The sequence below is a fragment of the Paenibacillus harenae genome, assembly GCF_030812415.1.
GTDB lineage: Bacteria > Bacillota > Bacilli > Paenibacillales > Paenibacillaceae > Pristimantibacillus > Pristimantibacillus harenae_A.
The window spans coordinates 507,685-533,652 of the sequence record NZ_JAUSST010000004.1; the positions used below are offsets into that span (position 1 = coordinate 507,685).

The following is a 25,968-nucleotide window of genomic DNA, read 5'->3' on the forward strand; positions in this document are numbered from 1 at the left end:
ACAGTGGATTAAAGGGCAATAAGAACAACGATGAATGCAACATCCAAATATAATCGATTAAAAGGGGTGCCTACTTTGAAAATTTCAACGAAGGGCCGTTACGGCTTAACCATTATGATGGAGCTCGCAGCTAAGTTCGGCGAAGGGCCGATCTCGCTGAAAAGCATCGCGGAACGCAATCATTTATCCGAGCACTACTTGGAGCAGCTTGTCGCTCCGCTTCGCAATGCAGGGCTCGTTAAAAGTATTCGCGGCGCATACGGCGGTTATATTCTATCGAAGGATCCGGAACAGATTACGTCCGGAGACATTATTCGTATTCTCGAAGGACCGATATCGCCGGTTGACTTCACGGAAGAGGACGACCCGGCTAAGCGCGATTTATGGCTTCGCATTCGCGACAGCATCGCAGAGGTGCTCGATTCAACGACGCTTGCCGATATGATCTCGTTCCAGGATGCCGGCGAAGCGGACAGCTACATGTTCTATATCTAAGTAAGGATGAGACGGCCATGATGAATCGATATTACTTTGACCATGCGGCGACGACGCCGATGCATCCCGAGGTTGCGAAGACGATGCTCGAGGTGATGCAAGGACCGGGAGGCAATCCTTCCAGCATGCACGCGTTCGGAAGAGCAGCGAAGCAGCGGGTGAACCGCGCTCGCGATCTCATCGCGGCGGCGATCGGCTGCCGTCCCGCAGAGCTGCTGTTCACCTCCGGCGGAACGGAGAGCGACAATGCGGCGTTAATCGGGGCGGCGCGAGCCATGCGACGGCTCGGCAAGAACCATATTCTGACGTCGGCAACCGAGCATCACGCCGTCCTTCACACTTGCGAGTGGCTTAGCAAAACGGAGGGCTTCTCCGTGACATACCTTTCCGTTGATCAGGAAGGACGCATCGCGCCGGAAGCGGTTGCGGCGGCAATGACACCGGAGACGGGGCTCGTCAGTATCATGCATGGCAACAATGAAGTCGGAACGATACAGCCGATCGAAGAGATTGGCCGGATCGCAAGAGCGGGCGGAGCCTTGCTCCATGTCGACGCCGTACAAACCTTAGGCAGCGTGCCTTATCGCTTGAACGAGCTGCCGGTCGATCTCATGAGCTTCTCTGCTCATAAGATCAATGGCCCTCAAGGGGTAGGCGCCTTATATATAGCGAATGGCACGCCATATGAACCGATCCAGCATGGCGGCTCGCAGGAACGCAAGCGCCGGGCAGGCACGGAAAACGTGCCCGGCATTGTCGGTTTTTCCGCCGCTGTTGACATTTGTGTGAACGAACGCGAGAAGAAGCAACCTTTTATGGACAAGCTTCGTAATAGATGGGTAGAACTGCTTAGAAACGCTTTGCCGGACATATCAATCGTCGTGAACGGGAGCGAGGAGCATACCCTGCCTCATATCGTTAATATTAGCTTTGTCGGTATCGATACCGAGACGATGCTTATGAATCTCGATCTGGAAGGCATTGCCGCGTCAAGCGGATCGGCATGCACCTCGGGCGCACTGGAGCGATCCCATGTGCTAAGAGCGATGGACATACCGCAGGAGCGGCTTCTGTCGGCGGTAAGATTTAGCTTCGGTTTGGGGAATACTATGGAGGAATTAGAAGAAGCCTCACACAAAATTGCGACAATCGTGCGGCGTATTCGTAATAACCACTAGGAGGCCTCGAATCAAGGCGTGATTAAACTTCAACGGCTTATTGGACTTCCCGTTATCGTTATTCATTCGGGTAAGCTGGTTGGAACGGTTAAGGATGCTTACTTCGACGAGCATTGGCAGCTTCAAGGGCTTGTATTGGAGAGTCCGAGATGGTTCGCCACATCGCTCAAGATCGTTCGCTGGCCTGACGTGCTGACATGCGGCGAGGATACAGTTATTATTAGCAGCGAGGGCGCGGTAGCGAGGCTCAAGCCGAAGGAAGTGCTTCGATCCTTTTATACCGGGATCGTCAAGCTGAAGGATTTGCCCGTCGTAACGGTGCAAGGGATTCAACTTGGCCGCGTATCGGATGTTTATTTTTATCCGTTTCAGGGTACACAAATAGTAGGCTACGAGCTTACGGACGGTTTTGTTTCGGATCTGATGGAAGGGCGTAAATGGCTGAAGGCGCCGAGTGATCCAGATACCGTATTACTCGGGGAAGACGCGATTATCGTTCCTGCTGTCAGTGAAGCGGAATTGGAGCCTGTCGCAGCTTCCAATTTCAAAGGATAGGGAGAAATGTAAGATGATGAGATGTCCGAATTGCAATTCCAAAGATATAGGCAAGATCGGTTCCCACCAGTTCTACTGTTGGGGCTGCTTTATTGAACTGACGGTTAACGGCGACAAAATGTCGGTTTACCAAGTGGAAGAGGACGGTACGTTAAGTTCGCTTGACGATCTGTTCTTCGAAGATGAAATTGCGGAGTCGCAGGTCCAGATTAATTGATCGGCCTGTGCCATACGATATGAACGTCAAAGAGCGGCCCTATCCGGGGCCGCCTTTTTTTTTGCCGTCCAAGGATGATTTGCACCGCTTGTACATATACTTTACCAGATCCGGCATGAACGCTCGGAAGCGTTAGAAGATCGTACGGGGGTGTGGACGGTGGAGCGTTTCACGAACAGCCGTCTGTTTGTCTGGCTGGTTTATCTCATATTGGGCTTGATCGCAATCTATCTGCTGTTGCTCATTAAGCCGTTGCTGTTGAACGTATATGTGTTTCTGAGAGCGGTGTTAGCCCCTTTTATTATCGCCATGATTATATCGTATGTGCTTAACCCGATCGTCTCGATGCTGCATGAGCGCAAAGTGCCGCGGACGATCGCCGTGCTTTTGATTTATGCGGTGTTCTGCGCCGCTATTACGGTACTGCTTGTCAATCTGATTCCGATGTTCATCGAACAGGTGCAGGAGTTCAACCGTCATGTGCCCGAATTATCGATGCGCGCGCAAAATATCGTGTCGGACATCAACAACACATCCTTCCTGCCGGAGAGTTTCCGCGGAGGCATCAACAAGTCGCTTCTGCAGATGGAGAAGAAGGTGTCGGAGAGCTTGCTTAGCTTCATCAACAATATCGGCTCGATGCTGAACGCCGTTTTCATCGCTTTCATTATCCCATTCCTCGCCTTCTATATATTGAAGGATTTCGACGTGTTCGAGAGGACGGTCATTACTTACGTGCCGAAATCGCATCGCAAAAACACGGTCAGGTTGCTCAAGGACATCGATTCGGCGCTTGGCAGCTACATTCGAGGGCAGTTTCTCGTATGCCTGATCGTCGGCGTGTTGGCTTATCTCGGTTATCTCTTTATCGGGATGCCTTACGCGCTTCTCCTTGCAAGCATCGTGGCGATTACGAACGTCATCCCGTATATGGGTCCATTCTTCGGCGCTGCGCCCGCGCTCTTAATCGCTTCAACCGTGTCTTTTAAAATGGTGCTGCTCGTCGCCATCGTAAATACGGCTTGCCAAATTCTCGAAGGCAACGTGATCTCGCCGCAGGTCGTCGGCAGAACGCTTCATTTGCATCCGCTGCTCATCATATTCGCCTTGCTTGTCGGGGGAGAGATAGCGGGCATCGTCGGCATGATACTGGCCGTACCGATTTTCGCCGCATGCAAGGTCATTGTGCAGCACATATTCGCTTACTACGTGCGAAGAAAGATCATTTGACAGCCGCTGACGGCGTAGCTATAATTTGATACTAGAATAGTGTTATATTAGGAAAGCTTTGATGAAATGAAGTAAGCCATTGCCCGTTAGCCAGAGAGAAAGCCTCTTCGCTGCCTGTCCTTGCGACGGAAGCCAGCGTCGGTTGAGAAGGCTTGATGACGAAGAGTGGCCGAAAGCTGATTTCGGAGCGCGAACGAACTTCGCCGGTTGGACCCGTTACCGTCTGCTAAGGCGATTGCTTGTGCGTGGAAGTTCGGCGCGGCAATAACCAGGGTGGTACCGCGAATACATTCGTCCCTGTCTTTGACAGGGGCGTTTTTTGTTTGTTTTTCCCACAATAGAGGAGGCGTACTTATTATGAAAGCTAGTGAAATACGTGCCAAATGGCTTGCTTTCTTCGAAAGCAAAGGCCATAAAATCGAACCGAGCGCATCGCTCGTGCCGCACAACGATCCGTCGCTGCTGTGGATCAATGCGGGCATGGCGCCGCTTAAGCCTTACTTCGACGGCCGCGTCGTGCCGGAGAACCCGCGCATTACGAACTCGCAAAAGTGCATCCGCACGAACGACATCGAGAATGTCGGCAAGACGCGCCGCCACCATACGTTCTTCGAAATGCTCGGCAATTTCTCCATTGGGGACTACTTCAAGGAGGATGCGATTACATGGGGCTGGGAGTTCCTGACAAGCCCGCAATGGATCGGCTTCGATCCTGAGCGTCTGTCCGTAACGGTCTATCCGGAGGATGAAGAAGCATTCGCCCTGTGGAACAAGAAAATCGGCCTGCCCGAGGAACGCATCTACAAGCTGGACGAAAACTTCTGGGATATCGGCGAAGGCCCTTGCGGACCCTGTACCGAAATTTTCTACGACCGCGGCGACAAATACGGGGATCTGTCCGATCCGGAATGCTGGCCGGGCGGAGAGAACGAGCGCTTCCTCGAAGTATGGAACATCGTATTCTCGGAATTCAACCATAACAAGGACGGCAGCTACACGCCGCTTCCGAATAAGAACATCGATACGGGCGCTGGTCTTGAGCGGTTTTCTTCGATTCTTCAAGACGTGGATTCGAACTTCGATACCGACTTGTTCATGCCGATCATCGACCGCACCTGTTCCCTTGCGAATGTTGCGTATCATGTCAACGAAGACCACGACGTTGCGCTTAAAGTGATTGCCGACCATATCCGTACGGTTGTATTCGCGGTAGGCGACGGCGTTATGCCGTCGAACGAAGGACGCGGCTACATTATCCGCCGCTTGCTGCGGCGCGCTGTGCGTTACGGTAAGACCATCGGCATCGACCGTCCGTTCCTCCATGGACTCACCGGAACCGTAGGCGAGGTCATGGGCGTTTACTATCCCGAGGTGGTAGATAAGCGCGATTTCATCGAGCGCGTCATCCGCACGGAGGAAGAACGTTTCCACGAGACGCTTTCCGAAGGTCTGGCCATGCTGGCCGAGCTTGTGTCTTCGGCGACGAAAGCAGGAAGCAAAGAGATTAGCGGCGACGATGCGTTCCGCTTGTACGATACGTACGGTTTCCCGTTCGACTTGACGGAAGATTTCGCGGCGGAGAACGGCATGACGGTTGACCGCCCCGGCTTCGACGAGGCAATGGAGCAGCAGCGCGAGCGCGGCCGCGGCGGCCGTCGCGAGACGGGCAGCATGAAGGTGCAAGGCGGCCCGCTATCCGATTTCACGGTTAAAAGCGAATTTGTTGGCTATAATGAACTGGTAACAGAGTCCCGGATAACGGCTATCGTGTCCGGGGACGAAATGGCTGATGCGGCCGGCGAAGGCAGCCAGGTGCTCGTTATTCTTGACCGTACTCCTTTCTACGCGGAGAGCGGCGGACAGATCGGCGACCGAGGAACGTTATCGGGGAATGGCTTCACTCTTCAAGTAGAGAATGTAACGAAAGCGCCTCACGGACAAACCGTCCATCATGCGGTTGTGGCGTCCGGAACGGTTCGCACGGGAGAAACGGCGCTGGCTGTCGTCGCAAAGCAGATCCGCGAGGATATCATCAAAAATCATACGGCAACGCATTTGCTGCACAAAGCGCTTAAGGAAGTGCTTGGCGATCACGTTAACCAAGCAGGATCGCTTGTCGAAGCAGAGCGTCTGCGTTTCGACTTCTCTCACTTCGGCAGCATTACGGCAGAGGAACTGGTCGATATCGAGCGCCGCGTAAACGAGCAGATTTGGCTCAGCACGGCCGTTACGATCGAGAACAAATCGCTTGACGAAGCGAAAGCGATGGGAGCGATGGCGCTCTTCGGCGAGAAGTACGGCGACGTCGTGCGCGTCGTTCAAGTCGGAAGCTACAGCCTTGAGCTATGCGGCGGCTGCCATGTCACGAATACGTCGCAGATCGGACTGTTCAAGCTGCTGGGCGAGAGCGGAATCGGCTCCGGCGTCCGTCGGATCGAAGCGGTTACCGGCAAGCATGCGTACAACTACTTGGAAGGCCAGCTCGATCTGCTCAAGCAGTCGGGGGCGCTGCTCAAGTCGAATACGGCGGACGTGCCTAAGCGCATCGAGTCGCTGTTCGGCCAAGTGAAGGAGTTGTCGCGCGAGAACGAGTCGCTGCAGGCTAAGCTTAGCCGCATTGAAGCTGGTTCGCTTGAATCGCAAGCGAAGATCGTAAATGGCATCGCGGTGCTCAGCGCCAAAGTGAACGCGCCATCGATGGATGCGCTGCGCGGTATCGTTGACGAACTGAAAGCCAAGCTGCCATCGAGCGTTATCGTGCTGGGAGCGGTCCAGGACGACAAGGTGAACCTGGCGGCTGCCGTCTCCGCGGATCTCGTGAAGAAGGGCTTCCACGCAGGCAAGATCGTGAAGGAGGCGGCCGTCCATTGCGGCGGCAGCGGCGGAGGACGTCCGGATATGGCCCAAGCAGGCGGCAAAGACGCATCCAAGCTGGATGAAGCGTTGAAACTTGCGGAAGAACTAGTTGTAAACGCGGCAAATGTGATATGATAGGTATGTATATTTAGCCGAATAAGGGGGCAAAAGCAAGGTAACGAGCTTTTATGCCTCCTTGGGCGCTTGTGAAATGCAGTTTTGGAAAGCGAGGTGCTGGCGATGAGTTCAATGGACCAAACGATGAAGTTTAACGTGAAAGCAGAGGGAGTCGAATCTTCTTCTGGAGACATCTTGCTTGCAGTTCACGAAGCGCTTCTAGAGAAGGAATACAACCCGATCAACCAAATCGTTGGGTATTTGTTGTCCGGAGATCCTGCGTATATTCCGCGGCACAACAACGCCAGAAGTTTAATCCGCAAGAAGGAACGCGATGAACTGATTGAAGAGCTTGTCCGCTTCTACTTGAATTCAAAGAAATCATAGGTCTCGCGCTTGAACTTGAACCATAAGAAACAATACGATTACGCTTAGGAGCAGGGCAAGAGATGAGATTGATGGGATTGGATTACGGAGATCGGAACATCGGCGTCGCCATAAGCGATGCGTTCGGTTGGACGGCGCAAGGAACGGGCGTCATCGAGCGCAGGCGGGACGGGGGAGAATTCGACCGCATTGCCGAGCTGGCGAAGGAGCATGAGGTTAGTCAAATCGTTGTCGGTCTGCCGAAGAACATGAACGGCACGATCGGACCGCGTGGCGAAATTTGCATCGCATTTGCAGATCAGATCCAGCAGAAACTAAACATACCAGTTCACCTTTGGGATGAACGGCTGACGACGGTAGCGGCCGAAAGGATGCTTATCGAAGCTGATGTCAGCCGGAAGAAGCGCAAGCTAGTCGTGGACAAAATGGCGGCGACGCTTATTTTGCAAAATTATCTCGATTCTAAAACGAAAAGGTGAGGGTAACGATGACAAAGGACGATATGCAGTTTGAAGAGCCGGAAATTATTTATATTCCGGATGAGGACGGCAATGAGGAAGAATTCGAAGTCATCATGAAGTTCGAAGTTGACGGTTCGGATCAGAAATATATGATGGTTGTTCCGCTGGCCAGCGACAACGAAGAAGAGGACGAAGTTTACGCTTTCCGTTACGAAGAAGAAGGCGACGATCTGAAGCTCTACACGATCGAGGACGAGGAAGAGTGGAATATGGTCGAGGAGACATTCAATACGCTTCTCGGCGAAATAGAGGAGCAGGATTAATGTCGACGAATGAAGGCGGAGCGCCAAAACGTCTGTCCGTTCTTAAAGAGGCATTCGGCAAGGAAATCGAGCTTATCGCCGAGGACGGCGGTTTGGAGCTATACGTAATTAAGGCTGAATTCCAGCTGGGCGATACGGTTTACGCAGCGCTTCAGTCTGAAGCTATGATCGGCGAAGACGAAGTCGAGCTGTTCCGCGTCGTTCAAGACGGCGAAGAGCCGGAGCTTGAAACGATCGAGGACGATGAAGAATGGGAAGCGGCTTCGGAGGCCTATGACGATCTGCTCTTTGCGGACGATCAAATGCCTTAGGCAGCAACCGGCGGATACGCGGGGCAAGGAGAAGGGCGGTCTATACCGCTCTTTTTCTTGAGTTCTAAGCAGCTAAGCATTCATCCGTAAACGCTTGTTATAAGAGCCTAAGGAGGGTTTAAAGGTTGGACAAGTCCATTGATCGGCAGGGACAGAGCCAAGGAAATGCTCGTTCCGGACCGAAACGCGGCCGTATCACGATGTGGGTAGTACTAAGCTTGCTAGCCGTTATTATTGTCGGTGCGGGCAGTGTAGCCTTCTATATTTGGAACGGCTTGCAGCCGACGGCTGCGGGGGAAACGAAGCGGATCGAGATCGCCAAAGGGATGTCGGCGATTAAAGTATCCGATCTGCTTGAAGAGCAAGGCATTATTCGCAACTCATTTATTTTCAAATATTATTTGAAGCTGAACGATCAAGGGGCTAAATTCCAAGCGGGACAATACGATCTGAATCCAGGGATGGAGCATGACGCTATTATAGCGAAGCTGAATGCCGGCGATACGGTACAGGCAGAGACGATTCGCTTCACGATTCCGGAAGGCTTCACCGTGCTCCAGATCGCCGATAAGCTCGCCGAGCAGGACCTGATCGACAAAACGAAGTTTCTGGATCTCGTGTCGAGTCAGAAGACTTGGGGCGATGCGGAGGCAGTTCGCCAAATTCCGGATAACGCCGAATTGCACCAGCGCCTTGAAGGCTATATGTTCCCGGAAACTTACGAGATGAAGGTCGGCAGTACGGAAGAAGACATTATTAAGCGCATGACGAGCGAGCTGGACCGCAAGCTAGGCGAGCTTTCCGAGGATTGGACGGCGCAGTTGGAAGAGAAGAAGCTGTCGCTTCACGAGCTGCTCACGATCGCTTCGCTCGTTGAACGCGAGGTTGTCGTGGACGAAGAACGCGCGCTTGTCGCCGGCGTCATCTATAACCGCATAGCCGAAGGGATGCCGCTTCAGATCGACGCAACCGTCCAGTACTTGCTGGATAAGCCTAAGGAGCGGCTGATGGAGAAGGATTTGCAGATTGAAAGTCCTTATAATACGTACAAGATTAACGGACTGCCGCCGGGGCCGATTGCAAGTCCGAGCATAGCTTCGATCGAAGCGGCATTAAATCCGGAGCCATCCGAATATTTCTATTATGTAACGAAGAAAGACGGTACGATGTCGCATCTGTTCGCGAAGACCTATAATGAGCATTTGAGAAATATCGATAAGAGCAACGAGACAGCGGGATAATTCATGCAAGGCCAGCTAGCGCGGCAAGCAATTAGGCGTTATATAATAACCCTATCGGCTTGCTGCGCAAAGCTTTTTAGGGGAGGAATCAACGATGGCTTACAAGCCGGAATTATTAACGACGGCCGCATCGATGGAAGAGCTGGAGCGGCTAATGGAAGCGGGCGCGGATGCGTTCGTCATAGGGGAGTCGCGTTACGGCGCAAGGCTCGCGGGACAATTCACTTTGGAAATGATAGCCGATGCGGTCAAGCTTGCGAAACCGCGCGGCGTCAAAATATATGCAGCAATCAACAATCTGATCGATAACGCGGTGATCGAGTCGTTGCCAGCTTACGTGTCCGGCCTAGCGGCCGCCAGTGTAGATGCCATTGTGTTCGGCGATCCCGCCGTGCTCATGGCTGCCCGTGCGAACGCGCCGGGCATGCCGCTGCACTGGAATGCCGAGATGACGTCGACCAATTACGCGACGGCCGAATACTGGGGTCGCAGAGGGGCGACGCGCTTCGTGCTGGCCCGCGAGCTTAACATGGAGCAGATCGTCGATATTAAAGCCAATACGAAGCTGGAGATCGAGGTTCAAGTGCATGGCATGACGAACATCTACCATTCCAAGCGTTCGCTTGTGAACAGCTATATGGAGCATCAGGAAGAGCCCGAGAAGCTTGCGGATTCCGGATTAGAGCGCGGCTTGTACGTAATGGAGGCCGAGCGGCCGGATGAACGGTTCCCGATCTACGAGGACGAGGGCGGCACGCATATTATGAGCTCGGGCGATATTTGCATACTGGATACGCTGCAGGAACTGCTCGAGATCGGCGTGGAAAGCTTGAAGATCGAAGGCTTAATGAAGCCTATCGAATATAATGAAACGGTCGTGCGCGCCTACCGCAAAGTCATTGACGCTTATACGGCGGACCCGGAAGGTTATGAATTCCAGGAAGAATGGCTCGATGAAATACGTGCGGTACAGGATCCAAAGCGGGAACTGAATTACGGCTTCTTCTTCAAAGAACAAGTGTATTGATCGAAAGGTGGGAAAAACAATGACAGCAACGACAAAGGCGACCCCGCACTATCAAGGGAAACGCCATCGGCTCGACAAACCCGAGCTGCTTGCGCCTGCGGGAAACTTGGAAAAGTTAAAATTCGCCGTTCACTATGGCGCGGATGCGGTTTATATCGGTGGACAGAAATACGGTCTTCGTTCGAACGCTGACAACTTCAGTTTCGAGGAAATGAAGGAAGGCGTTGAATTCGCCAATCGGTATGGAGCGAAAGTGTTCGTCGCGACGAATATTTATGCCCACAACGAAGATATAGATGGGCTTGAGGACTATTTGAAAGGCCTGCAGGAGGCTGGGATCTCCGCGATCATCGCGGCCGATCCGATTATTATCGAGACGGCGCAGCGCGTAGCGCCGAAGCTGGAGGTGCATCTAAGCACGCAGCAATCGACGCTTAACTGGCAAGCGGTGCAATTCTGGAAGGAAGAGGGGCTGCCGCGCGTCGTGCTCGGACGCGAAACGAGCTTCGCGGAAATCGAAGAGATCAAGAAACATGTCGATATCGAAATCGAAGCTTTTATCCATGGCGCCATGTGCTCTTCCTACTCCGGCCGCTGCGTATTGTCGAACCATTTCACGGATCGCGACTCGAATCGCGGCGGCTGTTGCCAATCCTGCCGCTGGAAATACGATCTGTTCGTAGACGATGCGCCGCTCTATGGCGAGGGCGAGGATCAATTCACGATGGGCTCCAAGGACTTATGCATGATCGAGTATTTGCCTGAGCTCATCGAGGTCGGCGTAGATAGCTTCAAGATCGAAGGCAGGATGAAGAGCATCCATTACGTCGCGACGGTCGTCAACGCGTATCGTCAAGCGATCGATGCGTATTTCGCCGATCCTGAACATTTCGAGCTGAAGCAGGAATGGGTGGAAGAGATCAATAAAGCGGCGAACCGTCCGCTAAATACGGGCTTCTTCCTCGACACGCCGGGTGCGGAGGATCATATTTACGAGCCGGAAGAGAAAGCCGCGCCGTATGATTTTGCAGGCATAGTCGTAGCTTACGATGAACAGTCAGGTTATGCGACCATTCAACAGCGCAACCACTTCAAACCGGGGCAAGAAGTAGAATTTGTCGGACCGGGAGGCAGATTCTTCAAGCAGACGATAACGGAGCTTTTCGATGCCGAGGGACAGCCGCTAGACGCTGCGCGCCACCCGCTGCAGCATATCCGCATTCGCACGAATGAACCGGTGAAGCCGATGGATATGATGCGCAAGAAAATTGGCAAAAAATAACGAAGAGCAGCCAAACGGGGAGAGCAACATGGCGAAGAACAAAAAGAAGCAAGCGGCGCCATTCAAGAGCATGCAGACGAAGGAAGAGAAAGACAACCAGCTGCTGCTTGGCGACTTGCTGAATGCGGATACGCTAAGGAAGTTGAAAGGGCAAGCGGATGAGCTCAAGCAGCAGGAAGCTGCGAAGAAGCTGCAGGCGCGCCAGGCTGAAGAGGAACGCAAGGCGCAGGAGCAGAAGCGCAAAGAGAGCGATTTTGCTTATTTGCTGGAGAACAGCGATCCGAACTGGAGAAAGCACAAATAAATATGTTATCAATATTAGGACTAAAGCCTTATTTTCGACAGAAAATAGGGCTTTTTTCTATTCTATTATTTCTAATTGACATCAATCTTCCGATATAAAATAATAGACTGTAAATAGGCATACCAAATATCGGCAAGATTCGCTAGCATCAGACGAATCATTTTTAGGCTAACAATTGAAAAAGGCGGTGTCTTTCCTAATGAAGAGCAAAGAACCAAAAGAACAAAAGCCCAAAAAAGAGAAAAAAGAAAAGCAACCAAAGGGCGTTAATGAAAATCAGTCAGCAGTCGTCTTGAAAGCGCAATCAGGAATGAAAAAAGCAGCCAGCGTGCTGCAAGCGGCAGGCGGCGCACTGAAAGATACGAAAATATCCAATCCGGTCAAATCGGTCGGAACGAAGCTGTTTACAATCATTTTTTGCTCTATTATTGCCTGCGTATTGACAGTAGGGCTAATGGCATACTCGCAAGCGAAATCGATCGTGGAACGCAAAGTATCGGATGCAAGCTTCCAAACGGTTAATCAAGTGGCAAGCAATTTGGACGTTATCTATAAAACATACGAGGACCTGTCGCTTCAAATCCTCATCGACAAAGACTTCCACACCATTGTACGGTCGATTCTGGAAGGAGAAGACGATTATACGAAGTTCGAAGCGACGCGCAAGCTTGGCGAAAAGATGCAAAGCTACGTAATGGGCAATAATTCGATCATCGGCATGGTGCTGTTGCCGATCGTTCCCGAGCTGGATATCGTAACGGTAGGCAGCGCGACGACGACCAAAGCCGAAGCACTAATGAAGAGCGAATGGTACCAGAAGGCAATCGATGGCTCGGGGAAGACGGTATGGATCTCTCCACAGACGGATGGCTTGACTACTACGGCTGGCCAAGCGTCCCTTGGCGTAAGCCGCTTGATCAAGGATAGCACTTCGAATGAATCTTCCTATGTGCTTCTGATGGATATCGGATTGAACAGCCTCACCGAACGATTCAGCGATGTTCAGCTGGGAGAAGGAAGCAAGATATCGATCGTCAACGAAACGGGCAATTACGTTGCGAACGAGGACGAGTCGCTGATCGGCAAGCCTGCAAGCATCGCGTTGCCTACGGAAGGCGATAAAGCATGGGAAGGCTCGATTAAGACGTCCGGTCAGAACGGTGAAGACGTGCTCGCGGCCTACAAGACTTTCAATACGATGGATTGGAAGCTGATCGGAACGATTCCTGTTCAAGAGCTTGTGAAGGACGCGAAGGTTATTCGCAATATGACATGGATTACGGCAGCGGTTGCCGTATTAATCGCTATTGCGATTGGCGCGCTCGTCAATACCACGATCGCTCAGCCGCTCGTAAAAATGCGCAACCTGATGAATGAAGGGGCCAGGGGGAATCTGACCGTTCGTTCACGGATGAAGAATCGCCAGGATGAGATTGGCGAGCTTGGAAGCAGCTTCAATCAGATGATGACGCAAATTACGGCGTTGGCTCAGCAAACGACGCGTTCGGCGGAGGATGTGCTCAATACGGCAACCGACCTTAGCGAGGCTTCCCGCAAGACGTCGTTATCGGCGAGGGAGATCGCGGTCGCAACGGAAGAGATCGCAGGCGGTGCAACCAGCCTAGCAATGGAAGCCGAAAGAGGCACGGATTTAACGAGCAATATTAACGAGCAAATGAAGCAGGTAATCGAAGCCAACGAACTGATGGCAAAATCGGCTGGAGAGGTCGACCATGCAAGTCAGCAAGGAACAAACTACATGGGCGTACTTATACAGAAGACAGGCATGACAGAGGAAATGACGCGCTCCATGGTAGAGAAGGTCGATGCGCTTAAAGAAAGTACCGGCTCCATCGTCAAGATTCTGGATGTGCTCAACAACTTAACGAAGCAAACGAATATTTTGTCCCTGAATGCGACGATAGAAGCAGCAAGAGCGGGGGCGGCCGGCAAAGGCTTTATGGTTGTCGCCGACGAAATTCGTAAGCTGGCGGACCAATCCCGTCAATCCATCGATGTCGTAGCCAAGATTACGGAGAAAATCCGTAAAGAAATCGATGAGACGGTAAGCGTGCTGTCCGATGCGTACCCTTTGTTCCAAGAGCAGATCGGATCGGTTAAGGAAGCGAACCAAATCTTCTTGACGGTCCAGGGTCAAATGGGGCAATTCGTACAGAAGCTGGAGCTTGCGACCGAATCGATCAGCAAGCTGGACGAAGCGCAAACGGTTATGGCGGAAGCGATGACGAACGTAAGCGCAGTGGCCGAGGAATCGTCGGCAACGTCCGAGGAAGTCGCATCGCTCAGCAGCGAGCAGCTCAGCGTCAGCGAGAGCCTCGTGCAGCTGTCCGGGAAGCTGGATGCCGTATCGCGCGAGTTGAAGGAATCGTTGTCCGCTTTCAAAATTGAATAAACAGCAAGTGCTGCCCGTTCAACGGATTGATATCTGTTGGACGGGCTTTTTTTATTTATAGGAATGATGCGAGTGAAATGACTATTTTTGGTAACTGTCGATCACGGGTTAACATTCATTTTAATATGATATAGGGCGAGGGGAGGATGAAGATGGTTAAACTAATAGCTGTGGATGACGGTCATGGACTGGAAACGCCGGGCAAGCGAACACCGTCTTTTCCCGATGGCATGGTAATGAAGGAAAATGAATTCAATCGGGTGGTTGCCGCTTATCTGGACGCGCATCTGAAACGCTGCGGATTCCGGACGCTGCTCGTTGCTCCGGGAGACACGGATATTCCGCTCAACAATCGTACGACGGCAGCGAACAACGCGATGGCCGATTTCTATATATCCATTCATGCGAATGCGTATGGCGCAGGTTGGAACGGGGCCCGCGGTATTGAAACGTACTATTACCCCGGCAGTACGGCAGGTAAGCAAGCGGCTGACATTATTCATGCCCAGCTTGTCAAAGGAACGCCTATGCCGAACCGGGGCGTCAAGGAAGCGAACTTCCATGTGCTTCGCGAGTCGACAATGCCTGCCGTTCTTGTCGAGCTTGGCTTTATGACGAATCGCGAGGACGCGGAGCTGCTGCGGTCGGGCGCATACCGTGCGGAATGCGCCGAAGAATTGGCGAAGGGCATCTGTCAGGTGTTCGGCGTCCCTTATATTCCGGTCTCCGTTGTTCCCGATCCAATACCCGATCCTGACCCTGACACGGATCCTGATCAGCCAGAGGAGGGGACTGCAGTGCTCAGCGTGGAGGATGCCAACAAAATCATTCCGTTTTTATCTGCTGCCTATATGGCAACGACGGACAAAGAGGCTCGTAAAGAGTTCAATCGACTGGCGAATGAGCTTCGCAAGGCGAGCGGACAGGAGCCCCAATAAGGAAAACAAGCCGCCGATCTCAGGATCGGCGGCTTGTTTTTTATTCTGAAAGGTTGATAAGAGGGGGATAGGATGTTTGCCCGCTAGGGAATCGGGGGGATACTGTAACTAATAGGCAAGTAAGGAGCAAGCAAGGGAGATTGGCATTATGGCAGGAAGACTAGCAAGGCGAGTGTGGGCGGCGTCGCTCGTAGTTGTTTGTATTATGATCGTATTCATTGTACGGCTCGCTTGGCTGCAGCTATTGCCGTGGAGCTCGCATGCTGCCGTACATACATCTGCCGCCGCGAACCGGGGCGGCTGGCAGCGCTTATCCGTTATCCAGCGGCAGCGCAACCTTGTGCTTGACAGCGGCAGAGGAGATTTCCTCGATCGTTACGGACAAGCGATTACCGGAGAGACTTATTCGGCGGCTGCTTTCTTTCCTGTACGCCCCGATGTAAGGGGGGATAAGGACGCCATTGCGAAGCTTGCAGCGCTGCTGAATGTGTCCCGAGAGCAGCTTAATCAATATTGGGATGAGGTCCGCGAGCCCGTATTTTGGCTGAATCGAGGGGGAAAGCTGCCGATGCGCTTGAACAAAGAACAGGCCGATGAGATCGAGCGGCTTGGTCTGAACGGGGTAAGCGTGCTCCCGTACCGGAATCGGTACGTAAGCGGCTTCGAGGCGAAGCATGCGATCGGCTTCACGAGCCAGCATCCCGAGTGGTTGGCGGCGAACCATCCGAAGGAGGTTGCGAGCGGGAAACGCAGGCTGTCGGAGCAGGTTGGCGGCTCCGGCCTTGAGAAGTCGCTGGACAAGCTGCTTCACGGCATTGGCGCAACGTCGGTGTCTTATTTCATCGACGGGCGGAATGCACCCGTTCATGGACTTGATCTGCGCATTACGCAGCCTGGCAATCATTATTATCCGCTGAAGGTGCAAACGACCATCGATCTGAAGCTGCAAAATGAGTTGGAGGCTTATGCGGACAAGCAGGGACTTAAGGAAGGCGCTATCGTCGTATTGGATGCGAACAATGCCGACGTCGTTGCGATGGTGTCCAGGCCGAAGCTGAAGCCGGGACAATTCGAGTCTTCGGACGGTAGCGAATGGACGAACCATGCGCTAACGGCGGTCGCGCCGGGTTCGATCTTCAAGCTCGTAACGGCAGCGGCGGCGCTTGAGGCTGGAGTCGTGAACAAGAAGGAGAAGTTCCACTGCAATGGCGAATACGGCAAATACGGGTTAAGCTGTTGGAAGGATGGCGGGCATGGCACGCTTACGCTGCAGGAGGGCCTTGCGCAGTCGTGCAATATCGTATTCGCTACGATTGCCGAGCGCATGAGAGCGGCGGAGCTGCAGCATACCGCGGCGTCGCTTGGAATTGGGCGCAAGGCAGGCTGGCACCGGGACAAGCCGTTCGGACCGTTCCATAAGCCGCTAAGGCTGCTTGAGGAGGAAGAACCGGGGCAGTTGTTCGCAAGCAGCGGCGAAGGGGCGACGGGAATAGCGTCGCAGCAGGCGCTGGCCGCCGTGGACGGCGGCGTTATGGCGCAAAGCGGCATCGGGCAGCGGGATGTGAGTATGTCGCCGCTTCAGGCGGCGAACCTGATCGTCACGCTGCTGAACGAGGGGCGCTTGATGGAGCCGCGCCTCGTCAGTGAAATCCGATATGCCGACGGCCAGCGGATGGTGAAGCTGCCCGTGCAGCGCGCGCGGGGGATCCGTGCCCGCATTCATGCGGGCACGGCCCATGCGCTGCTGCGCGGCATGCGGGCGGTCGTCGACCACGGAACCGGTCGATCGATCCGCCTTGGGGTCTGGACGGTTGCCGGCAAATCCGGCACCGCCCAGACCGAGCGTGCGGGCATAGCCCTGAACCACCAGTGGTTCGCAGGCTATGGCCCGGTCAAGTCGCCGCGCTACGCCGTTTCCGTGCTCGCGGCGAACCGTACGCCTGGCAGTCCGCATCAGGCGACCAAGCTGTTCCGCGGCGTCATGGACATCGCAGCGCGCAACGAAAGCACGCATGCAGCGCGCCGATAACACCGCCGCATGAACCAAAAAAAAAGGTGGCACAGGATTTATCCCTGTGCCACCGCTGCTTATTGATCTTTTTTCTCCAAACGCTTCAATCCCGTTGCAGTCTCGGCGGTAACCGGTGCCGTTGCATTCCCTGGACTCGGCTCGGTAGCTCCCGCGGCCGTCACCGGCTCGGCTCCCGGAGTGCCGTTGTCGAACTCGCCAAGCGGCTCGCGAATCCAGCGGTGGAAGTAACCTTGATCGTACAGCGACTTAATAAGAATCATCAAGATCGGCGACAAAATAACGCCCGAAATGCCGAATAGCTTTAGCGATACAATCATGAACGCAAGCATCGTGAATGCCGATACGCCCAGCGAATCGCCCGTAATCTTAGGCTCTAGAATTTGGCGGGTAATGACGACGACGAGGAACAACGCCGACAGCCAGATCGCCAGCGATATTTTGCCGACGATGATCAAATAAATAATCCAAGGAATGAACACCGTTCCGACGCCGAGCAACGGCAAAATATCGAAAATAGCCGATACGACCGCGATGACGAAAGCATTCTCGACGCCTAGCAGCACAAGCGCAATCAAGATGACGACGAACGTAATGCTTATCATTTTGGCTTGCGCCTTTATGTACAGGGCGATTCCTTTGAATACGTTATCTCGCAGGAAAAAGAATACCTTCTTGAACGTTCTAGGCGTCTTCTCTTCGGCCGTGTTCTTCCATGACTTGATTTCGATGCTTAAGAAGTAGGCGAGGATCGTGCCGATTACGACGTTAACGACAAATGCCGAGAACGAGGAGACGTAATTGATCAGGTTACGCAGGAACGATTGGCCGAGTTTGCCCAAATAGTCCGTAATGCCGCTAATGAGCTCGGTCGAACGCTCGACCAGATTGAAGTTCGGCGGCAGCGTCGCAAGCTGCTCCTGAATTTGGGCCGTGCTCTTGGCCACCTGTTTCTCGAGCATCAACTGGTACTTCGGAAAGTTATCGATCAGCTCCGAGCCTTGTTTCGTAATAAGGTAAGCCGCCCCCGAGAAAATGCCAAGAATAAGAATGATGAATACCAGTATCGAAATGCCGGAAGCGATCGATTTCTTAATGCCGAGCTTGTTCAATCGGCGTGCCAGGGGTTCAATGCACATGAAGATAAGGAAGGAGAAAAAAATCGGCGTTGCGATCCGATACAAATAGCTGAACGAGTACATAATGAGATAGACGGTGAGCGCGATCAACGCGATGTCGAACGCCGTTCTCCAATATTTTTTGTAAAATGGCAGCATGACGAGGCTCCTTCTTCCATATTCATATTTCCAATAAGATTGTACTATAGTTTTTAAAAAGATGCCTATTTTTTATTGCGTTATGCTACAATTAAAGTTATCGTTGTTGTTTTGTACCGCTATCCATTCGTCGACTAAATCATATATATAACGGTGGGGAAAACAAATGGTGAATTTGTTCTTATGGATTTTATATCTTGCGACGCTATATGCGTTTCTACCCGGACTTATTAGCCGTACTTTCGGTTATCGCGTGTTCAAGCGCGGGCGCGTGGACAAGGAAATCGCATTGACGTTCGACGATGGCCCGGATTCCGTATACACGCCGCTGTTGCTCGATTTGCTCGCACGCCACAAGGCGAAGGCGACTTTTTTTGTCGTTGGATCGCATGCCCTGGGGCAAGAGGACATTCTGGTACGCATGAAAGCGGAAGGGCATGTTATCGGTATTCATAATTACGTGCATAAGTCGAACTGGCTCATGAGGCCGCGCGCGGTCCAGCGCCAGATCGAGGCGACAAACGATATTATCGAGAAGGCGACCGGCAAACGCTCGATTTATTATCGTCCGCCATGGGGGATCGTAAACGTATTCGACTTTGCGAAAGCAGGGTACTTGCACATTATTTTGTGGTCGGCCATGTTCAGCGATTGGAAGCAGAGCGTCGGGTCCGAGAAGCTGAAGAAGCGGATGATGAAGCGGTTGAAGCCGGGCGAAGTGCTGCTGCTGCATGATTGCGGCCGGACGTTCGGGGCGGACCCCGAAGCTCCGGAGAACATGCTGATCGCGCTTGAGTCGTACTTAGAGGAAGGATCGAAGCTGGGCTATCGCTTCGTGGGCATCGATGAGATGATTAAGCTGACGGAAACAGCCCGCGTATTGCATACGTCGATTTGGAAAAAAAGCCTCATTTCCCTATGGCTTATGTGGGAGAAGGCTTATCACGTGATGTTCCGCTTGAAGCAGGTTGGCGAGTCGGCTCCGACATTTTATTACCGTGTAACAAAGTATAACGGCGAGCCTATCGACCTGGAAGAAGGAAGCCGAGTCGTGAAGGGCGATCACGTTGCCGAGCTGCATCTCGACAACAAAATGCTGTCAGGCATCGCGATGCAAGCCAAGACGCCGCTTGCGGCAGGAATCAAAATGCTGCGTGAGATCGAGCATGCCTTGCCCCAGCTCGCGGATCAACTCGCGGAGGACTTCGAAGCGAAGGATATTAAGGCCGTATACGGCGTAACGATGATTCACAGAGGCGCTGATCGGCTGGGCTTCGAAATATTCCATCTGCCTGAGGGATGGTTTGCCCGTTCCACAAGGGTGTACTTGAAGATTCTAATGAGTGTGTTAACGAACAAGCCAAGAACGCTCAAGAAGAAGCAGAGCCAGAACAGGGAAGCTTTCTCTCCGCGAATGCTGCTCATGCCTGCTTCGACGATCAGGCGTTATGCAACATCGAAGCTTACGATGCTGCAAGAGGATACGGAGCGTCTCAGCAACGCCGTGGAACGAACGATTGGCGCAGCAACCGACGATGCTGCACAATTAGGTACGAAGACAACAGCCATATAGGATCGGAATGGCATTATTTTAATTGCTGCCGGCATGTCGAGGTTACCGCCTCGAAATGCCGGCTTTTTTATTTGATGTAGCTTTATGGGACGAGGGTATGTAGGATAATTGCATTAACTTTTGCCTACTATAGTCACTCTCTGAACCTATGTTGGATATCTGCGCTAACTTTCCTTTGGAATGGTCCCGACAGGCTCCGTACATAAAAAAAGCGGTACATGGATAACCATGTACCGCCTTCTTATGAGTAAAGCAAACTACATCTTCATAACGCCGCCCGTACTTGCGGATGTAACAAGGTGAGCGTAACGCGCAAGGTATCCGCGTTTGATCTTCAGCTCGAAGCCCGGCCATGCGGCACGGCGTTTCTCGAACTCCTCGTCGCTGATGAGCAGGTCCATCGTACGGTTGTTCATGTCGATCTCGATGATGTCGCCGTCTTGTACGAATGCGATTGGTCCGCCTTCAGCCGCTTCCGGCGATACGTGGCCGATACTAATGCCGCGGGATGCGCCGGAGAAACGACCGTCCGTGATAAGGGCGACCTTCGCGCCAAGTCCCATGCCGACGATTTGCGACGTAGGAGCCAGCATCTCGGGCATGCCAGGGCCGCCGCGAGGTCCTTCGTAACGGATGACAACAACGTGGCCTTCTTTGATCTTGCCGTTGGCGATACCGTGAAGCGCATCGTCTTGGGAATCGAAGCAGATCGCAGGGCCTTTATGGTAGCCGCCGACCGACTTGTCGACTGCGCCTGTCTTAATGATTGCGCCGTTAGGAGCAAGGTTGCCGAACAATACGGCCAAGCCGCCGCGAGCGGTATGCGGATTGTCGATCGTGTGGATGACTTCCGTATTCTGAATCTCGCAGCCTTCAACGTTCTCGCGAAGCGTCTTGCCGGTTACTGTCAATGTCGTGCCGACCAGCGCGCCTTCCTTCTTGAATAGCTCATTCAGCACGGCACTGACGCCGCCTGCTTCATGAACGTCTTCGATATGCCAATCGGATGCAGGAGCGATTTTAGCCAAATGCGGAACGCGCTCTGCTACTTCGTTAATGCGTTCGATCGGGTATTCGATGCCTGCTTCGTGTGCGATCGCAAGCGTGTGAAGAACCGTGTTCGTCGAACCGCCCATAGCCATATCAAGCGCAAATGCGTTGTCGATCGCGTCTTTCGTTACGATATCGCGCGGCTTAATGCCGAGATCGATAATTTTCATAAGCTGACGAGCAGCTTCTTTAACGAATTCTTTGCGTTCAGGCGATACGGCAAGAATCGTGCCGTTGCCCGGCAATGCAAGGCCAAGCCCTTCAGCCAAGCAGTTCATCGAGTTCGCCGTGAACATACCGGAGCAGGATCCGCAAGTCGGACAGCCGAATGCCTCGAGCTCAAACAATTGCTCATCGTTGATCTTGCCTGCTTGGTGAGCGCCAACGCCTTCGAATACGCTGGATAGCGAGATCGAACGGCCATCGGACGTTTTGCCGGCTTTCATCGGTCCGCCGCTGACAAGCATCGTCGGGATGTTGACGCGAAGAGCGCCCATGATCATCCCCGGCGTGATTTTGTCGCAGTTCGGGATACAGACCATGCCGTCGAACCAGTGCGCATTAACGACCGTCTCGATCGAATCTGCGATAATCTCGCGGCTGGCTAGCGAATAGCGCATGCCGATGTGGCCCATCGCGATACCGTCGTCAACGCCGATCGTATTGAATTCAAAAGGTACGCCGCCAGCTTCGCGGATCGCTTCCTTAACGAGCTTGCCGAATTCTTGAAGATGCACATGACCGGGAATAATATCGATATAGGAGTTGCAAACTGCGATAAAAGGCTTGTCGAAATCTTCCTCTTTAACGCCTGCGGCACGCAGCAAGCTGCGATGCGGCGCGCGGTCGAATCCTTTTTTGATCATGTCTGAACGCATTCTCTTGGCCGCCATTATAAAGCCCCCTTAACATAATTGGATCATTGTGGAATAATTAAATTTCATCATGCAAGCATGACGTTATAAAAACATCGATACTCACCAGTTTAGCATATCGGACAAGCGTTGGCTACAGAGGCGAGCGCCCATTAATGAAGCGCAAGGCAACGAATGGAAACTATTTTAAAGTTAAAGAAAACATTAAGAAACGCTTAAACATTGTGAAATTGCGCTGTACGGCACGACATGTCGAATTGAATCCTGTATAGTTGGCTCATCAGAATCTGCCGGAGGCGAAAGGGTGGTTAAAAGTGGATCGACGCATATTGGTTGTAGACGATGAACGGGAAATTGCCGATCTGATCGAAATTTATTTGAAAAACGAAGGGTTCGAGACGGTGAAAGCTTATGACGGCGAGCAAGCGCTGGATCTATTCGGGAAGCACTCGTTCGATCTCGTCATTCTTGATATTATGATGCCCAAGATGGACGGTCTTGAAGTATGCAGAAGGCTTCGGCAGGATCAAGCCGTCCCGATTCTAATGCTAAGCGCAAAGACGCAGGATATGGACAAAATAATGGGGCTAATGACCGGCGCGGACGATTATATGATCAAGCCGTTCAATCCGCTTGAGCTGCTGGCGCGGGTACGATCACTGCTGCGCCGTTCGTACCAGTACAACACGCCGCCGGCTGAAGCGGCCGCGTCAGCCCGCGAGGATCGCGAGCTGCGATTAGGTCCGCTCCGGATCGACAGGCTTAGCCATACGGCGGAAGTGAACGGTAAGGCGCTCCACCTCACGTCCACCGAGTTCGGCATCCTTTATTTGCTTGCCGGCAACCCGGGCCGCGTCTACAGCGCGGAGGACATTTTCCAACAGGTATGGAAGGAGAAATATTACGATTCGAACAATACCGTCATGGTGCATATCAGCAAACTAAGGGATAAGCTCGAAAAGGAGCTTGGCGAGAAGCTCATTATTACGGTATGGGGGGTCGGCTACAAAATTGAAGGGTAATATTATTTTGCGTCTTATGTGGCGCTTGACATGGCATATGGCACTGAGCGTTTTTTTGAGCTTGATTACGGTTGCCGCAGCCAGGATCGTCGTGGAGATACTTGTCTCGGGAACTGTATTTCGATCGATATTAAAAGATATTGTCTATTTCTTCGGGATGGACTTGTTGACATATGCAGCGGGCATCATGTTTTTTTTGATTTATTTTCTCATTTTTCAATGGCTGCAGTTTCGCTATCTAGGCAGGATCAATGAAACGGTCAATCGTATCGCAAGCGGTCAACTTGATTTCGATTACCAAATGGAAGTAGACTCGCGGTCGCCCTTTGGTCCAATGGCCGGCAATTTGAACCGTATGGCAGGACGGCTCGACCAAGCGCTCTTGGAAGAGCGGCGAGCGGAGCAGGCGAAAAATGAATTGATTACGAATGTATCGCATGACCTTCGCACTCCGCTTACTTCCATTCTCGGCTACTTGGGTTTGATCGAACAGGATCGCTATCGGGATGAGGTAGAGCTTCGCCATTATGTACAGATCGCATACGACAAGTCGCAGCGGCTTAATGTACTCATCAATGATCTATTTGATTATACGCGCATGAGGCATGACACCGTCGCGATGCAGCATATTAGCTTCAATCTGATCGAAGTGCTCGGTCAACTGCTTGTCCAGTATCACATGCCGCTGCAAGAGGCGGGAATGGAAGGACGACTGCATACGGTTGAAAATTCGATGATCGTGGGCGGCGATCCGGTGATGCTCGTTCGTGTTTTCGAAAATTTAATTGCCAATGCGATGGCTTACGGCAAGGAGGGCAAGCTGGTGGAGCTGCGTGTCCAGCGCGATGAGTCTAAGTCGCAAGCCACCGTTGAAGTCATCAACTACGGCGAGCCGATCTCGGCGCTTGACCTGCCGCATATTTTCGAGCGATTCTACCGCGCGGATAAGTCGCGAACCGAGTGGGCGGGAGGCTCGGGCCTCGGCCTTGCCATATCCAAGAGCATTGTCGAGAAGCATGGCGGTCATATCGATGCGGTGAGCGATACGATCCGAACGGCATTCCGGGTGACGCTGCCGATTTTAAAGGAATAGTGGGACGATTTTAAGGTTTTCTTATGATTTATTTACGTTCTCCTTAAACTGCCGCTTCTATAATGAAGCCATGCATGTTGGAGAGGGGTATCAATCATGATGAGACAACAATCGGGACCAGCCTACCGGGGCCGTAATGGGGGCGCCTTTAAAGCAATGGGAATCGCTGCCGTCGCTATAGCGTGTTTTTATATGATGACCGTTTGGCATGGAAAGACAGGAGCTGCTGCGCTTCATGTAGGGGCAACGGCCGCCATTATGATGGACGCGGGCACCGGCGAGGTGCTGTTCGAGAAAAACGCGGACGTGGCGCTGCCTCCGGCCAGCATGTCGAAAATGATGACGGAGCTTATCGTGCTCGAGCTCGTGAACGAAGGCAAGCTGGAATGGAACGAACCTGTGACGACAAGCCGGTACGCCGCGGGCGTGCCCGGCTCGCAGGTGGGGTTCAACGCGGGAGAGAGCTTCACCGTGCGGGAATTGTTCGAAGCGTTGACCGTTCATTCCGCCAACGATGCAGCCGTAGCGATCGCTGAACATGCGGCGGGCAGCGAGCCGGAATTTGTAAAGCTGATGAATAGCCGAGCGGATCGGATCGGCATGTCCGAGCAAGCGTTGTTTGCGAATGCGACAGGTCTGAACCGTAACGATCTTACAGCCTTCGCCGAATCGGCGTCGGACGGAGATACGATGCTGACCGCATCCGATGTAGCGCTGCTCGCCGGGCATCTGTTGAACAAATACCCGGAGGTGCTTGAGGTGTCGAGCCGGAGCAGCATCAAGCTTGCCAGCTCAGGGCACCGGCTGGCGTCAACGAATCTGATGCTCGAAGATATGCCCTTCGCCTATCCGGGCAACGATGGACTGAAGACGGGTTATACGCCCGAGGCCGGTTACTGCTTCACGGGGACGGCTAAGCAAGACGGACGCAGGCTGATTACCGTCGTCATGGGCTCGGCAACATCGGAGTCGCGTTTCGAGGAAACGCAGAAGCTGTTCAAGTTTGGCTTCCACGATAAGAGCGGGGGACTGCTCGCTACCGTGCAGAATAGTCTCGGGCTAATGGGAGAGACGATCATCAGCATTGGCCGTTAAGCGAATGCGGGATCTTATCACATAGAATGAATTGCAGTCCAGTTGCTGGCATTATGCGGCAGCTGTTTTTTTTTGCATGCTAGAGATGAACGGTGTTAGATTTTCGCCCGTCAAGGTCGCAATAAATAGAAGCAACTGGTTTTTGGGTCTAATTCATGTCGTTTTTTGCAAGTGTAAAATAGCTTGAAGTGGAAAATCATGTATACTCATGTCATGAAATATAACACAGATTATTTACTTCCCAAGTTGCGGTGACTATAATGGAAACATTAGAGAAAAAGAAGAGGTGACACGATGCAGTTAACCGAACGCGAAAAAGAAAAACTGCTCATAACGGTTGCGGCAGATCTGGCTAGACGCAGAATGAACCGCGGCGTGAAGCTGAATTATCCCGAAAGCGTCGCTCTCATTACCTCCGAAATCATGGAGGGCGCCCGGGACGGAATGACGGTAGCGCAGCTTATGGAATATGGAACGAAGGTGCTTAAGCCGGATCAGGTGATGACGGGCATTCCGGAGATGATCCATGAGGTGCAGGTAGAGGCGACGTTTCCGGACGGTACGAAGCTAGTGACTATTCATCATCCGATAAGCGGTTAGCCGCACGATTTAGCGGACG

Annotated in this window: 24 protein-coding genes; 22 read left to right on the top strand and 2 right to left on the bottom strand. The window is 52.7% G+C overall.

Annotated elements, in window-relative coordinates; all coding sequences use genetic code 11:
* Positions 1-75: 75 nt before the first annotated feature.
* The 17 genes from cymR (at position 76) to J2T14_RS17275 (ending at position 17,364) form a co-directional block, all read left to right on the top strand.
* The gene (gene cymR / locus J2T14_RS17195; RefSeq protein WP_307200188.1) at positions 76-495 is read left to right on the top strand and encodes a cysteine metabolism transcriptional regulator CymR; all 420 of its coding nucleotides are present in this window, start codon (positions 76-78) and stop codon (positions 493-495) included.
* 20 nt (positions 496-515) lie between these two features.
* The gene (locus tag J2T14_RS17200) at positions 516-1,673 is read left to right on the top strand and encodes a cysteine desulfurase family protein (RefSeq protein WP_307472947.1); all 1,158 of its coding nucleotides are present in this window, start codon (positions 516-518) and stop codon (positions 1,671-1,673) included.
* Positions 1,674-1,691: 18 nt separating this feature from the next.
* The gene (locus J2T14_RS17205) at positions 1,692-2,228 is read left to right on the top strand and encodes a PRC-barrel domain-containing protein (protein ID WP_307200187.1); all 537 of its coding nucleotides are present in this window, start codon (positions 1,692-1,694) and stop codon (positions 2,226-2,228) included.
* Between the two features lie 13 nt (positions 2,229-2,241).
* On the top strand, positions 2,242-2,445 hold the full coding sequence (locus tag J2T14_RS17210) for a hypothetical protein (RefSeq protein WP_307200186.1): 204 nt from the start codon (positions 2,242-2,244) through the stop codon (positions 2,443-2,445).
* A 159-nt stretch (positions 2,446-2,604) separates the two neighbouring features.
* Positions 2,605-3,675 carry an AI-2E family transporter gene (locus J2T14_RS17215; RefSeq protein WP_307200185.1) on the top strand — a complete coding sequence of 357 codons (1,071 nt, stop codon included), beginning with the start codon at positions 2,605-2,607 and terminating at the stop codon, positions 3,673-3,675.
* A gap of 357 nt (positions 3,676-4,032) precedes the next feature.
* On the top strand, positions 4,033-6,666 hold the full coding sequence (gene alaS / locus J2T14_RS17220) for an alanine--tRNA ligase (RefSeq protein WP_307472645.1): 2,634 nt from the start codon (positions 4,033-4,035) through the stop codon (positions 6,664-6,666).
* Between the two features lie 105 nt (positions 6,667-6,771).
* On the top strand, positions 6,772-7,035 hold the full coding sequence (locus J2T14_RS17225; RefSeq protein WP_307200181.1) for an IreB family regulatory phosphoprotein: 264 nt from the start codon (positions 6,772-6,774) through the stop codon (positions 7,033-7,035).
* Between the two features lie 62 nt (positions 7,036-7,097).
* Complete coding sequence (gene ruvX / locus J2T14_RS17230; RefSeq protein WP_307200179.1) at positions 7,098-7,514, top strand: Holliday junction resolvase RuvX; 417 nt, start codon at positions 7,098-7,100, stop codon at positions 7,512-7,514.
* An 8-nt stretch (positions 7,515-7,522) separates the two neighbouring features.
* Positions 7,523-7,819, top strand: coding sequence for a DUF1292 domain-containing protein (locus J2T14_RS17235; protein WP_307200178.1), 297 nt, complete (start codon positions 7,523-7,525; stop codon positions 7,817-7,819).
* Entirely contained in the window at positions 7,819-8,130 is a 312-nt protein-coding gene (locus J2T14_RS17240) for a DUF1292 domain-containing protein (protein ID WP_307200177.1), read from the top strand. Before J2T14_RS17235 ends, J2T14_RS17240 begins: the two co-directional genes overlap by 1 nt.
* A 200-nt stretch (positions 8,131-8,330) precedes the next feature.
* On the top strand, positions 8,331-9,371 hold the full coding sequence (mltG, locus tag J2T14_RS17245; RefSeq protein ID WP_307201019.1) for an endolytic transglycosylase MltG: 1,041 nt from the start codon (positions 8,331-8,333) through the stop codon (positions 9,369-9,371).
* Positions 9,372-9,465: 94 nt separating this feature from the next.
* Entirely contained in the window at positions 9,466-10,398 is a 933-nt protein-coding gene (locus J2T14_RS17250) for a peptidase U32 family protein (RefSeq protein ID WP_307472647.1), read from the top strand.
* A 19-nt stretch (positions 10,399-10,417) separates the two neighbouring features.
* A complete protein-coding gene (locus J2T14_RS17255) occupies positions 10,418-11,680 on the top strand; it encodes a peptidase U32 family protein (protein ID WP_307472649.1) in 1,263 nt (420 codons plus the stop codon).
* Between the two features lie 28 nt (positions 11,681-11,708).
* On the top strand, positions 11,709-11,984 hold the full coding sequence (locus tag J2T14_RS17260; RefSeq protein WP_307200171.1) for a DUF3886 domain-containing protein: 276 nt from the start codon (positions 11,709-11,711) through the stop codon (positions 11,982-11,984).
* A 199-nt stretch (positions 11,985-12,183) separates the two neighbouring features.
* The gene (locus J2T14_RS17265) at positions 12,184-14,397 is read left to right on the top strand and encodes a methyl-accepting chemotaxis protein (protein ID WP_307472651.1); all 2,214 of its coding nucleotides are present in this window, start codon (positions 12,184-12,186) and stop codon (positions 14,395-14,397) included.
* A 152-nt stretch (positions 14,398-14,549) separates the two neighbouring features.
* Positions 14,550-15,335, top strand: coding sequence for an N-acetylmuramoyl-L-alanine amidase family protein (locus tag J2T14_RS17270; RefSeq protein ID WP_307472653.1), 786 nt, complete (start codon positions 14,550-14,552; stop codon positions 15,333-15,335).
* 148 nt (positions 15,336-15,483) lie between these two features.
* Positions 15,484-17,364 carry a peptidoglycan D,D-transpeptidase FtsI family protein gene (locus J2T14_RS17275; protein ID WP_307472655.1) on the top strand — a complete coding sequence of 627 codons (1,881 nt, stop codon included), beginning with the start codon at positions 15,484-15,486 and terminating at the stop codon, positions 17,362-17,364.
* A gap of 59 nt (positions 17,365-17,423) precedes the next feature.
* On the opposite strand, the gene ytvI is transcribed toward J2T14_RS17275, so the two are convergent.
* On the bottom strand, positions 17,424-18,641 hold the full coding sequence (gene ytvI, locus J2T14_RS17280) for a sporulation integral membrane protein YtvI (RefSeq protein ID WP_307472657.1): 1,218 nt from the start codon (positions 18,639-18,641) through the stop codon (positions 17,424-17,426).
* A gap of 166 nt (positions 18,642-18,807) precedes the next feature.
* On the opposite strand from ytvI, the gene J2T14_RS17285 reads away from it, so the two are divergent.
* On the top strand, positions 18,808-20,214 hold the full coding sequence (locus J2T14_RS17285) for a polysaccharide deacetylase family protein (protein WP_307472659.1): 1,407 nt from the start codon (positions 18,808-18,810) through the stop codon (positions 20,212-20,214).
* Positions 20,215-20,471: 257 nt separating this feature from the next.
* Here the strand turns inward: J2T14_RS17285 and ilvD are convergent, their stop codons facing one another.
* A complete protein-coding gene (gene ilvD, locus J2T14_RS17290; protein WP_307200160.1) occupies positions 20,472-22,157 on the bottom strand; it encodes a dihydroxy-acid dehydratase in 1,686 nt (561 codons plus the stop codon).
* 296 nt (positions 22,158-22,453) lie between these two features.
* Between ilvD and J2T14_RS17295 the strand changes: the two genes are divergently transcribed.
* The 4 genes from J2T14_RS17295 to J2T14_RS17310 all read left to right on the top strand — a co-directional run bounded on the left by J2T14_RS17295 (position 22,454) and on the right by J2T14_RS17310 (position 25,949).
* The gene (locus J2T14_RS17295; RefSeq protein ID WP_307472661.1) at positions 22,454-23,161 is read left to right on the top strand and encodes a response regulator transcription factor; all 708 of its coding nucleotides are present in this window, start codon (positions 22,454-22,456) and stop codon (positions 23,159-23,161) included.
* Positions 23,151-24,254 (top strand): sensor histidine kinase, encoded by a 1,104-nt coding sequence (locus J2T14_RS17300; RefSeq protein WP_307472663.1) that lies wholly within the window; start codon positions 23,151-23,153, stop codon positions 24,252-24,254. Before J2T14_RS17295 ends, J2T14_RS17300 begins: the two co-directional genes overlap by 11 nt.
* A gap of 96 nt (positions 24,255-24,350) precedes the next feature.
* On the top strand, positions 24,351-25,349 hold the full coding sequence (locus tag J2T14_RS17305) for a D-alanyl-D-alanine carboxypeptidase family protein (RefSeq protein ID WP_307472665.1): 999 nt from the start codon (positions 24,351-24,353) through the stop codon (positions 25,347-25,349).
* A gap of 294 nt (positions 25,350-25,643) precedes the next feature.
* Positions 25,644-25,949 (top strand): urease subunit gamma, encoded by a 306-nt coding sequence (locus J2T14_RS17310; RefSeq protein ID WP_307200153.1) that lies wholly within the window; start codon positions 25,644-25,646, stop codon positions 25,947-25,949.
* Positions 25,950-25,968 lie beyond the last annotated feature (19 nt).